The sequence below is a fragment of the Acidobacteriota bacterium genome (assembly GCA_028874215.1).
GTDB lineage: Bacteria > Acidobacteriota > UBA6911 > RPQK01 > JAJDTT01 > JAJDTT01.
This window is the reverse complement of record JAPPLF010000015.1, coordinates 17,717-29,267: the sequence shown is the minus strand read 5'-3', so window position 1 is coordinate 29,267 and position 11,551 is coordinate 17,717. Positions and strand designations below refer to the sequence as shown.

Genomic DNA, 11,551 nt, shown 5'->3' with positions numbered 1-11,551 from the left:
TGCTCGTGGAAAATGTTCAAAGCTTTCCTCCCAAACAGTGTCAGCGAACGCGCATTGGGACCCTCAGGCGTCCATGGTCTCCGGCGCGGGAGCCTCTTCCGCCTCCGGCGTTTCGGTCACCATGGATTCCACGGACTCCCGGATCTCGGACCGGCGGCGGAACCTCCTGCGAGGCCGCTCCACCAGCTCCACGTCCAGACCCAGGGACTGGAGTTCCCGAATCAGAACGTTGAACGATTCGGGAATTCCCGGGGTGTAGTTGGACTCACCCTTGACGATGGCCTCGTAGATCTTGGCCCGCCCATGGACATCGTCCGACTTGGCGGTCAGCAGCTCCTGGAGAATGTGGGCCGCTCCGTAGCCTTCCAGGGCCCAGACCTCCATTTCTCCGAACCGCTGTCCTCCGAACTGGGCCTTGCCCCCCAGGGGCTGCTGGGTGATCAGGCTGTAGGGCCCGATGGAGCGGGCGTGGATCTTTTCGTCCACCAGGTGGCTCAACTTGTTCATGTAGATGTAGCCGACCATCACCTTCTGGTCGAAAGACTTGCCGGTCACTCCGTCGTAGAGGAGCGTCTTGCCGTCCTCCGGGAGACTCGCTCTGCGCAGCTCGGACCGAATCTCCGGCTCCTCGGCCCCGTCGAATACGGGAGTGGCGTAGTGCACCCCCAGCGATTTGGCCGCCCAACCCAGATGCGACTCCAGGATCTGCCCCACGTTCATCCGGGAGGGAACCCCCAAGGGGTTCAGCAAAATCTCGACCGGCGTGCCGTCGGGCAGATAGGGCATGTCCTCTTCGGGGGTGATGCGGGCGATGACACCCTTGTTGCCGTGCCTTCCGGCCATCTTGTCGCCCACGGAGAGCTTCCGCTTCATGGCCACGTACACCTTCACCATCTTGATGACGCCGGGCGCCAGCTCGTCCCCCTTCTCGATCCGGCCCAGCCGCTCGTCGTGAAGGGAATGCAGGATCTTGATCTTCCTCTCCGTCTTCCGGAACAGGCCGGCGAGCTCCTGCCGCAGCTTCGCATCGTCGGGAACCACCTCGACCAGCTCGCGGTACGGGAGGCGCTTCAACCGGCGGCGCGAGACCTGGTCGCCCTCACGGCCCAACACCTCGCCCTCAAGGTCGATGAGGTCTTCCGCCAGCGTGGCGCCGGAGACCAGATCCAACATGGTCTTGGCGGCCTCTTCGCGGATGATCCGGATCTCGTCTTGCCGGTCCTTGGCCAAGCGGGCCACCTCTTCATCCTCGATCTGCTGGCTCCTGAGGTCCTTGGGCACTCCCTTGCGGGCGAAGATCTTCACTCCGACCACCGTTCCTTCGATGCCCGGCGGGGCATAGAGGGACGCGTCCTTCACCTCGCCCGCCTTCTCGCCGAAGATGGCTCTCAAGAGCTTCTCTTCGGGGGTGAGCTGGGTCTCACCCTTGGGAGTCACCTTCCCCACCATGATGTCGCCGGGCCTGATCTTGGCCCCGATCCGGACGATCCCGCTCTCGTCCAGGTCGGCCAGGACCGACTCGCTCACGTTGGGAATGTCCCGGGTGATGTCCTCGGGACCCAATTTGGTGTCGCGGGACTCGATGTCCAGCTCTTCGATGTGAACGGAGGTGTAGATGTCCTCCTTGACCAGCTTCTCGCTGACCAGAATGGCGTCTTCGAAGTTGTAGCCCCGCCAGGGCATGAACGCCACCAGGACGTTTCGTCCCAGCGCCAGTTCCCCCTGGTCGGTGCAGGGACCGTCCACCAGAACCTGACCCTTCCGCACCTGCTGCCCGATACGAACCAGCGGCTTCTGGTTGATGCACGTGTTCTGGTTGGACCGGGCGAACTTGATCAGCTTGTAGATGTCGACCCCGGCTCCCCGGCTCTCGTCTCCGTCCTGGCTGGTGACCCGCACGATGATCCGCTGGGCATCGACGCTGTCCACGATTCCGTCGCGCTTGCAGAGGATGACGGCCCCCGAATCGCGGGCGGCGATGCGCTCCATGCCGGTGCCCACCAGCGGCGCCTCGGCCCGAATCAAGGGGACCGCCTGCCGCTGCATGTTGGAGCCCATCAGGGCCCGGTTGGCATCATCGTGCTCCAGAAAGGGGACCAGGCTGGCCGCCACGCTGACCAACTGCTTGGGGCTGACGTCCACGTACTGGACCTCTTCCTTGGGAACGAAAACGAAGTTCCCCTCGTGGCGGGCGCTCACCCGGTCGCGGATCAGCCGCCCCCGATCATCCACCTCCACGTTGGCCTGGGCCGTGACATGCTTGTCGCCCTGCCAGGCGGTGAGGTAGAAGGCGTGCGGATCGTACCGGACGAGCCGTTTCTCGCGGCCGCTCAACACCTTGTTGGTCTGCAGCACGTCGTCGTAGGGATACGCTTCGGCGATCTTGAATTCGGAGTCTCCCGCGTCGGTGATCCGGACGTAGTCCAGGATCCGGCCGTCCACCACCTTCCGGTAGGGGGACTCGATGAAGCCGAACTGGTCGATCCGGGCGTAGCAGCTCAGAGAGGAGATCAGCCCGATATTGGGCCCTTCCGGCGTCTCCACCGGACAGATGCGCCCGTAGTGGGAGGGGTGGACGTCGCGCACCTCGAACCCCGCCCGTTCGCGGCTGAGGCCGCCGGGCCCGAGGGCGGAGAGCCGCCGCTTGTGGGTGATCTCCGAAAGCGGATTGGTCTGATCCATGAACTGGGAGAGTTGGCTGCTGCCGAAGAACTCCCGGATGGAGGCCGTCACCGGCTTCGCGTTGATCAGATCATGGGGCATGGCCGTGGTCATCTCCTGATGCACGGACATCTTCTCCTTGATGGCCCGCTCCATTCGCACCAGGCCGATGCGGAACTGGTTCTCCAGGAGCTCTCCGACGGCTCTGACCCGCCGGTTCCCCAGGTGGTCGATGTCGTCGGCGGCCCCCAGGTTGTTCCCCAGCCTCATCAGGTAGTCGACGATCTGGCAGAAATCGCTGGTGGAAAGGGTCCGCTCCTCGAGGGAAATGTCCTGACCCAGCTTGATGTTCAGCTTCAGACGGCCCACGCGCGAGAAGTCGTACCGCCTGGGATCCTGGAACATCCCCTTGAAGAGGGCCGTCGCCGTATCCAGCGTGGGAGGATCGCCGGGCCGCTGCTTCCGGTAGATTTCGATGAGCGCTTCCTCCTTGGACTTGACCGCGTCTTTCTTGACGGTATCGGTCAGAATCGTCCCCACGTCGTCCGACTCCGGATAGAAGACCGCCAGTTCCTCGATGCCCGCCTCGATGGCCCGGTTCACGGTGCTCTCGGCGACGAAGTTGTTGGCCTCCAGCAGGATCTCGCCGGTCTTGAAATCGACGACCTCCGCGGCCGACATGGCTCCCTGCAAGTCTTCGATTCCGATCTCCACCTCGTCCACGCCGGCCTTCAGCATTCGCGAATAGCTGGTCTGGCTGTACTTCCGTCCGGCCCGGACCAGAGGGCGATCCTCATCGGACGGGTCCGGGACGCCGTGGCGGGACCGGGTCCCGATCAACGATTCATCCAGCTTCCGGAACAATCTGCCGTCCGCTCCGACCCGAATCGTGGAGACGGTGTAGAAAATGCGCAGGATCTCCTCGTCGGTCTCCAGTCCCAGCGCGCGCAGGAAGACGGTGGCGGGAAACTTCCGTTTGCGGTCGATCCGGATGTGAAGCAGGTTTTTCTTCTCGTCGAACTCGAACTCTACCCAGGATCCCCGGTAGGGGATGATCTTGGCCAGGCAATGTTTCTTAACCCGGTTGGATTCGAAGAAGACTCCGGGAGAGCGGTGCAACTGGCTGACGATGACCCGCTCGGTCCCGTTGATGATAAAGAGCCCGTTCTCGGTCATCAGGGGGATGTCCCCGAAAAAGACCTCCTGCTCCTTGATGTCCCGAATCGTCCTGTCGTCGGTATCGGGGTTCTTGTCCCAGACCACCAGCCGGATGGTGACGCGGAGCGGAACCGAATAGGTCATCCCCCGCTCCTTGCACTCGTTCAGGTTGTACTTGATGTTGAGGTGAACCGGATCGCCGCAGGCCTCGCAACGCTCCACCTTGTTGGGATTCCGCGAGCCGCAACTGCGGCAGGTGATGTCCTCGACGCTGTACGGGTTCACCACCAGGGTCGCGCCGCAACTGGAGCAGGAACTCCGCAGCTTCTCGATCCCCTTGATTTCCCCGCACTTGCACTCCCAGTTCCCGATGGAGTAGTCCACGAACTCCAGCGATGAGATGCCTCTGAAGTCGGCGATGGGAAATACCGAGTTGAAGACCGCCTGCAAGCCGATGTCCTCCCGCTCGGAAGGAAGCAGGTCCATCTGGAGAAATCGCTGATAGGACTGCTTCTGGACCTCGAGCAGGTTGGGAATCGGAAAGACGGTCCTGATCTTGGCAAAATCGACGCGCTCTCCATTGACACTCTCGACGAGTTCAGACATGCGCAATAACTCCCAACTTGGTCCGGCCAGGTCCGGTCATGGGGTAACTTCTCCCGAAACCCGGTCGGCGCCATGAAGTAAATCTGACATTAGGAACCTGCTCGCCCCGCCGGCGAGAGGGACGTGAAACCCGGGCACCCGCAAGCGGCCCCGCGCGGGGGGCGCTTTGGGGGCGGGGAGTCGGGGAGCGGGGAGGGGGAGTCGGCGGTTAGGAAACCGCCGTTCCAACCGCCGCCCCCGCCGCTCCAGCGACGGGATCCGCTTCTACTTGAGCTCGACGGTCGCGCCGGCGTCCTCGAAGAGCTTCTTGATCTTCTCGGCTTCTTCCTTGTCCACCGCTTCGCGAACCGCCTTGGGAGCACTCTCCACCAGGTCCTTGGCTTCCTTCAGTCCCAAAGTGGTGACCTGGCGGACCACCTTGATGACATTGATCTTCTTGGCTCCGTAGGAGGTGAGGACCACGTCGAATTCGGTCTGCTCCTCGACGGCCTCGGCCGCGGCCCCTGCGCCACCGACGGCGGCGGGAGCCGCCACGGCGGCGCTGATCCCGAATTTCTCCTCCATGTCCTTGACGAGCTGATTGATCTCGAGGATCGACGCGTTGCCGATCCACTCCAGGATCTGTTCATTGGTAATGGACATTTCTCTTTACCTCCGATGAGGGACCCGGTGGTCCTTTCCGATTACGCTTCCTCTTTCTGCTCGGCCACTTGCTTGAGCAGCGATCCCATCTTGGCGAGGGGGGACTGCAGCGTGGCGGCGAGACGAGTCAGCGGAGCATTGAACATAAAGGCAACCTTGGCCAGGAGCTCTTCCCGCGAGGGCATGTCGGCCAGTTCCGACACCTGCTCGGCCGCCACGGCCCGCCCCGCAACCACTCCCGACTTGAATTTCATGCCCGGATGGGCGTCGGCGAATTCCTTGATGATCTTGGCCAGAACGGTGGGATCGGAATCCGAGAAAGCCACCGCGGTCGGCCCTTCGAAGTCGTCGTTCAACTGGCCGACGGGAGTTTCCTCGGCGGCGCGAATGGCCAGAGTGTTCTTGACCACCCGGTAACCATTGCCCGCCTCCCTGATCTGCCGCCGCAACGCGGTCAGATCCGGAACGTTGATCTCCGAGAACGTCAACAGCAGAACGGTCTGGTTCTGCCGGAAGGTCTGCCTGAGTGCCTGGATGATCTGTCTTTTTTCGTCCCTTGTCACTGCGACCTGCCTCTTTCTTCAGGCGGGGCTTCGCGGGGTCCGGTCCGAGCCGCCGCCGGATCATTTCCGTCCGGCGCCCGGGGCCCGGGACGCGCCCTTACGCTGCCTCCACACGATTGGCGTCCACCTTCACCCCGGGGCTCATGGTGGACGAAAGGTAGATGGTCCTGAGATACTGCCCCTTGGCCGCCGCCGGCCGGGCCCTGACCACCGCCGTGATCAAGCTGAGGGCATTGGAGACCAAGTGGTCGGCGGAGAACGAAATCTGCCCCAGGGGAGCATGGATGACGCCGTTCCGGTCCACCCTGAACTCCACCTTTCCGGCCTTGATCTCCTGCACGGCATGGCCCACGTCGAAGGTGACGGTTCCCGCCTTGGGATTGGGCATCATCCCGCGGGGACCCAGGATCCTTCCCAGCCTCCCCACCAGCTTCATCATGTCGGGGGTGGCCACGACGGCATCGAAATCGAGCCAGCCCTTCTGGATCCGCTCCACGATCTCGTCGCCGCCCACGATGTCGGCACCCGCCGCCTCGGCTTCCTTCACCCTTTCTCCCGAGGCGATGACGCAGACCGTCGCCGCCTTGCCCAGGCCGTGAGGCAGCACCACGGTGCCTCGGACCATCTGGTCCGCGTGCCGGGGATCGACGCCGAGACGGAGTGCGATCTCCAAGGTCTCGTCGAAACGGGTGAACTTGATCTGCTGCAGGAGCTGGACCGCGTCCTCCAGCGAGTATTCCCGGGGTTCGACCTTCTTCTTCGCTTCCAGGTATTTCTTTCCAGCCATCCGGAATGCTCCTGACTACGGACCGACCTCGACTCCCATGCTCCGGGCCGTCCCCATGATGATCCGCGAGGCCGCCTCCATGTCGCCGGCGTTCAGGTCGGCCATCTTGATCCGTGCGATCTCCTCCACCTGCCCCATGGTCACCCGGGCGACCTTGCTCTTATTGGGCTCCGGCGACCCCTTGGCGATTCCGGCGGCGCGTTTCAACAGGACCGCGGCCAGCGGCGTCTTGGTGATGAAGCTGTAGCTCCGGTCGTGGTAGACGGTGATGACCACCGGAATGATCAACCCCTCGTCGGAGCTGGTCTTGGCGTTGAAGGCCTTGCAGAAATCCATGATGTTGACGCCCTGCTGGCCCAGGGCCGGCCCCACCGGGGGCGCCGGGGTCGCCTTGCCGGCCGGGATCTGGAGCTTGACCATTCCGATCACGCGTTTGCCTCTGCGTCTGGCCATAGGTTCTCCTGTGCGCTTACGAAGAGTTCGGCGGTTAGGAAACCGCCGCCCCAGCTCCTTAGAGCTTTTCTACTTGTATGAACTCCAACTCCACTGGTGTCGGCCTTCCGAAGATGGTCACCATGACCTTCAGGGTGCTGCGTTCCACGTTCACGTCCTCGACTTCTCCGGTGAAGTTGGAGAACGGGCCGTCGATGATCTTGACCATGTCGTTCTTGTCGAACATGAACTTGGGCTTGGGCTTCTCGGCGGCCGTCGACACCCGCTGAACCACCTGGTTGACCTCTTCCTCGGTCAGGGGCGTGGGCTTGTTGCCCTGACTGACGAAGCCGCTCACCTTGGGGGTGTTGCGAACCAGGTGCCAGGTCTCGTCCGTCAGTTCCATCTCCACCAGGATGTATCCGGGAAAAAAGAGCTTGGAAGTGACGACCTTCTTGCCGCCGCGCATCTCCACGACATCCTCGGTGGGAATCAGGATCTGGCCGATCTTTCCGTGCAGACCGTAGGCCTGCACCCGGTTCATGAAACCCTCGGCCACCTTCCGCTCGAAACCGGAATAGGTGTGGATGATGTACCACTTCTTGGGGAGTGCGGATTCGCCCGAGCCACCCATGGAATCCTCCAACGGCGAACCCTCCTTCCTTCTTGTCGCGGAGCCGGTCATTCCGCTCCGCAGCGTCCCGGACCCGGCTCCGGGGAAAACACGTTCGTTACCGGAAAAACTCGAACACCCGGTCCACGAGGTTGCTCAGAATCATGTCCACGAAGAAGAGATAGAACCCGAAGAAGAAAACGCTGATCAGCACCACCGCAGTGGTTCCATAGACCTCGTTGCGGCCGGGCCAGGTGACCTTCCGCAATTCCCTCTTCACGTCGAAATAGAAGCTCTTCAGCCTCGTGGGAGCGCTCGCAAGTTTTTCCAACATGACGGTTCCGGACCCAAGCCGCTCAGGGTCCCAAAATTGGCAGGCCAGGAGGGACTCGAACCCCCAACATCCGGTTTTGGAGACCGGCGCTCTACCAACTTTGAGCTACTGGCCTGTTGAAAACCATTTATCGCGCCTCGCGGTGAGCCACGTGGCGACGACACCAACTGCAGTACTTTCTCAGCTCAAGCCGACCTCGCTGAGTCTTCTTGTTCTTGGTCGTACTATAATTTTTCCGATTGCACTCGATGCATCGGAGCGTGATGATGTCGCGCATCGCCCTACTCCAGGATCCGGGTAATGGTGCCGGCGCCCACCGTGTGGCCGCCTTCGCGGATGGCGAAGCGCAGGCCCCGCTCGATGGCGATGGGCGTGATCAGGTTGAACTCGATCGTCACGTTGTCCCCCGGCATCACCATCTCCGTCCCGTCCGGCAACGTCACGTTCCCCGTCACGTCCGTCGTCCGAAAGTAAAACTGCGGCCGGTACCCCGTGAAAAATGGCGTGTGCCGCCCGCCTTCCTCCCGGGTCAATATGTACGCCTCCGCCTGGCATTTCGTGTGCGGCGTGATCGACCCCTTGGCCGCCACCACCTGTCCACGCTCCACTTCGTTCTTCGGCGTCCCCCGCAGCAACAACCCCACGTTGTCTCCCGCCTGACCTTCGTCCAGCAGCTTGCGGAACATCTCCACGCCCGTCACCACCCGCTTCATCGTGGGCCGGATCCCCACGATCTCCATCTCCGTCCCCACCTTGATCTTCCCGCGCTCCACCCGGCCCGTCACCACCGTGCCCCGGCCGCTGATGGAGAAAATATCCTCGATCGGCATCAGAAACGGCTTGTCCACGTCCCGCTCCGGCATCGGCACGTACCCGTCCACCGCGTCCATCAACTCCCGGATCTGGTCCTGCGCCCCCGCGTCTCCCTCCATCGCCTTCAAGGCACTCCCGTACACCACCGGAATGTCGTCCCCGGGAAACTCGTACTGGCTCAGCAGTTCCCGCACCTCCAGCTCCACCAGCTCCAGCAGCTCCTCGTCATCCACCATGTCCACCTTGTTCAGGAAGACCACGATGGAGGGCACTCCCACCTGCCGCGCCAGCAGGATGTGCTCGCGGGTCTGCGGCATCGGCCCGTCCGCCGCCGAGACCACCAGGATCGCCCCGTCCATCTGGGCCGCTCCCGTGATCATGTTCTTGATGTAGTCGGCGTGTCCCGGACAGTCCACGTGCGCGTAGTGGCGCTCGGCCGTCTCGTACTCCACGTGGGCCACCGCGATGGTGATCCCCCGCTCCCGCTCTTCCGGCGCGTTGTCGATGGAATCGAAATCCCGGATCTCCACGCTGGGATTCTCGGCGCTCAACACCTGCGTGATGGCCGCCGTCAACGTCGTCTTGCCGTGGTCCACGTGCCCGATGGTTCCAATGTTCACATGCGGCTTCGTGCGCTGAAACTTCTCCTTCGCCATGATGGAACTCCTGAATTACCTTTGGCTGTCAGTTGGAAAGCCCACGACCAGGATTGAACTGGTGACCCCCTCCTTACCAAGGAAGTGCTCTACCACTGAGCTACGTGGGCACATACCCGTCTCGCCAGCTGTTGTCCACGAGGCCACTGTTGGAGCGGGAGACGGGACTCGAACCCGCGACCGATAGCTTGGAAGGCTATTACTCTACCAACTGAGTTACTCCCGCTCTCGACCGTATGCGAAAACTCTCAGTCCGATCTCTCAAGCTAGACCATTCCGATTGTCGGCTTGACTCCGGAACCGGCCAGGTTTCTTCCCTTGCGGCAATGGATCCGGCGGTAAGAAAACCGCCGCTCCGCCAAGTCTGGAGGGGGCAGGATTCGAACCTGCGTAGCCCCGAAGGGCGACGGGTTTACAGCCCGTTGCCTTTGTCCACTCGACCACCCCTCCTCATTGCAATCGGGGAATCTCCGATCCCCGTCCGCTCCGCCGTTTTGCTCCTTCCAGTGCACCCCACCTTCCTGGAAAACAGCCTGATTGCCAGGGAGGATACGGGAAGTGCCACATTATACGCACTTCGGTGGACCGTATCAAACACAAATTGGGACGGTCTCAAGCCGCCGGCCGGGACACGCGGGTCCGGCTTGGCGGAGAGGGAGAGCTGGCGAAGGGAATCGAACCCCCAACCTACTGATTACAAATCAGTTGCTCTACCCTTGAGCTACGCCAGCTCGGAACGCTGCGGCCGGAGAGGCACGGCAGGAGGGAACACTATCACACTTCAAGGATGTCGCCGCTCCTTGTCCCCGAAGGCGAGGCGGTAGGCGGAGATGCGGAAGCGGAACAGGTGGCGGCAAAATTCCAGGTCTCCGATCTTGCGGATGGACCGGATGCGGCGGCGTTCCCGGAGCATCGTGCCGGCGCCGGCGAGGGCGTCCCGCCAGGCCCGGAGCTGGACCCGGAGCAGGAGCCACAGCGAGCCTTCGCGGCGGAAGTTGCCGGCGGGCCCCCGGCGGAGCAGCGCCGCACAGAGGTTCCAGGCCAGACGATAGATGGTGAAAAAGGGGTTCAGGAGCAGGAGGGGAAGGGGGAAGTTCTTGAGCGCCAGCCAGATCCGGTTCCGCTCCACCCAGTAGATCTTCCGGGGCGAGTAGGGACCCAGCGTCGAGGAGTGGTGATGATGCACCACCGCCCCGTGCACGTAGCGGCAGCGCCAGCCCAGCCAGCGGGCCCGGAGCCCCAGGTCGGCGTCCTCCGCGTAGGCGAAGAAATTCTCGTCGAAGCCGCCCGCCTGCTTCAGGACTTCCTTGCGGTAGAGGGCGGCGCAGCCGTCCGCCGCCAGGACCTCCCGGCTCCGGTCGTACTGGCCCCGGTCCGGCTCGCCGGTGCCCCGGCCCCGGTTCTGCCCGTCCGGAAAGATGAGATGGCCCGCCTTGTCGATGACGCCGGACCCGTAAAAGAGGATCTTGGAGGCGCACATGCCCACGTCCGGCGAGGCGTCGAGGCCGGACACCAGTTGCTCGACCCATTCGGGCGACGCCAAGGCGTCGTTGTTCAGCAGGGCCACCAGTTCGCCCCGGGCCCGGCGGACCCCCAGATTGACGGCGGCGGCGAAACCCCGGTTTTCGGTGAGGGCCAGAAGCCGGATTCCGCGGTCCGCGAAAGAGGAGGCGACTTCCGTGCTGTGGTCCCGGGATCCGTTGTCGACCACCAGGATTTCCAGGCGGGGCCAAGTCTGGTCCAGGAGAGATTGCAGGCAGGCGCGGAGCAGTTCGGCTCGGCCGTAATTCACCACGACGACGGAAACAAGTTTCCTACTGCGTTTCGGAGAATCGGCCAATGGTCATGGACCCGGAATGCCAGGGGGCTCAGACAGCCTCGCGTCCTTTTCCCATGATGTACTCCCGGAGCACGTCCACATTGCCTTCGACGCGGGCGATGCGTTGGGTCAGCGTGACTTCGACCTGGGCGATGCGGTCACGGATTTCGGTGATTTCAACAGCAGCGTCACGAAGATCCGACCGGATGTCCGCCAGTTGTCCGCTGAGATCCCGATGACCGGCCCGGAATTGGGTGAGGATGAGGCCGGTGGTGGTCAGATAAAGGCCACCGAGCGAAACGATAATGACCGTGACTTCAAACGTCATTGTAATACTCACTGCAAGTCTACTCTCCCGGAGCCGGATTGGACAATTCCGGTCCGGTTCTCTGTGAGGCAATCCGCGTGCCAGGGGGAGTTCGGCGGTTACGGGGGAGTTCGGCGGTTAGGAAACCGCCGCCCCCGCC

11 protein-coding genes and 5 tRNA genes are annotated in these 11,551 nt (G+C 62.8%); all 16 read right to left on the bottom strand.

The features are described 5' to 3' along the window. Nucleotides 1–63: 63 nt before the first annotated feature. The 16 genes from rpoB to OXT71_02660 all read right to left on the bottom strand — a co-directional run bounded on the left by rpoB (nucleotide 64) and on the right by OXT71_02660 (nucleotide 11,412). Complete coding sequence (gene rpoB, locus OXT71_02735; GenBank protein MDE2925294.1) at nucleotides 64–4,425, bottom strand: DNA-directed RNA polymerase subunit beta; 4,362 nt, start codon at nucleotides 4,423–4,425, stop codon at nucleotides 64–66. Between the two features lie 264 nt (nucleotides 4,426–4,689). Next, entirely contained in the window at nucleotides 4,690–5,067 is a 378-nt protein-coding gene (gene rplL, locus OXT71_02730; protein ID MDE2925293.1) for a 50S ribosomal protein L7/L12, read from the bottom strand. Between the two features lie 41 nt (nucleotides 5,068–5,108). Beyond that, complete coding sequence (rplJ, locus tag OXT71_02725; GenBank protein ID MDE2925292.1) at nucleotides 5,109–5,630, bottom strand: 50S ribosomal protein L10; 522 nt, start codon at nucleotides 5,628–5,630, stop codon at nucleotides 5,109–5,111. Nucleotides 5,631–5,727: 97 nt separating this feature from the next. Next, nucleotides 5,728–6,417, bottom strand: a complete 690-nt coding sequence (gene rplA / locus OXT71_02720; GenBank protein MDE2925291.1) for a 50S ribosomal protein L1 — start codon at nucleotides 6,415–6,417, stop codon at nucleotides 5,728–5,730. Nucleotides 6,418–6,432: 15 nt separating this feature from the next. Then, complete coding sequence (gene rplK / locus OXT71_02715) at nucleotides 6,433–6,870, bottom strand: 50S ribosomal protein L11 (protein ID MDE2925290.1); 438 nt, start codon at nucleotides 6,868–6,870, stop codon at nucleotides 6,433–6,435. Between the two features lie 58 nt (nucleotides 6,871–6,928). Next, nucleotides 6,929–7,483, bottom strand: a complete 555-nt coding sequence (nusG, locus tag OXT71_02710; protein MDE2925289.1) for a transcription termination/antitermination protein NusG — start codon at nucleotides 7,481–7,483, stop codon at nucleotides 6,929–6,931. A gap of 97 nt (nucleotides 7,484–7,580) precedes the next feature. Beyond that, the gene (gene secE / locus OXT71_02705) at nucleotides 7,581–7,796 is read right to left on the bottom strand and encodes a preprotein translocase subunit SecE (protein ID MDE2925288.1); all 216 of its coding nucleotides are present in this window, start codon (nucleotides 7,794–7,796) and stop codon (nucleotides 7,581–7,583) included. Nucleotides 7,797–7,833: 37 nt separating this feature from the next. After that, nucleotides 7,834–7,911: transfer RNA gene (locus OXT71_02700), tRNA-Trp, on the bottom strand. Nucleotides 7,912–7,923: 12 nt separating this feature from the next. Next, nucleotides 7,924–8,073 (bottom strand): 50S ribosomal protein L33, encoded by a 150-nt coding sequence (gene rpmG, locus OXT71_02695; protein MDE2925287.1) that lies wholly within the window; start codon nucleotides 8,071–8,073, stop codon nucleotides 7,924–7,926. Nucleotides 8,074–8,077: 4 nt separating this feature from the next. Further along, nucleotides 8,078–9,265: an elongation factor Tu gene (gene tuf / locus OXT71_02690; protein ID MDE2925286.1), complete on the bottom strand. Its 1,188-nt coding sequence runs from the start codon at nucleotides 9,263–9,265 to the stop codon at nucleotides 8,078–8,080. A 38-nt stretch (nucleotides 9,266–9,303) separates the two neighbouring features. Then, a tRNA-Thr gene (locus OXT71_02685) sits at nucleotides 9,304–9,375 on the bottom strand. 40 nt (nucleotides 9,376–9,415) lie between these two features. Beyond that, nucleotides 9,416–9,491: transfer RNA gene (locus OXT71_02680), tRNA-Gly, on the bottom strand. Between the two features lie 139 nt (nucleotides 9,492–9,630). Further along, nucleotides 9,631–9,715, bottom strand: a tRNA-Tyr gene (locus OXT71_02675). Between the two features lie 209 nt (nucleotides 9,716–9,924). Then, nucleotides 9,925–9,996: transfer RNA gene (locus tag OXT71_02670), tRNA-Thr, on the bottom strand. Between the two features lie 50 nt (nucleotides 9,997–10,046). Continuing rightward, nucleotides 10,047–11,060, bottom strand: coding sequence for a glycosyltransferase family 2 protein (locus OXT71_02665; GenBank protein MDE2925285.1), 1,014 nt, complete (start codon nucleotides 11,058–11,060; stop codon nucleotides 10,047–10,049). A gap of 73 nt (nucleotides 11,061–11,133) precedes the next feature. Continuing rightward, on the bottom strand, nucleotides 11,134–11,412 hold the full coding sequence (locus tag OXT71_02660) for a hypothetical protein (GenBank protein ID MDE2925284.1): 279 nt from the start codon (nucleotides 11,410–11,412) through the stop codon (nucleotides 11,134–11,136). Between the last annotated feature and the right edge of the window lie 139 nt (nucleotides 11,413–11,551).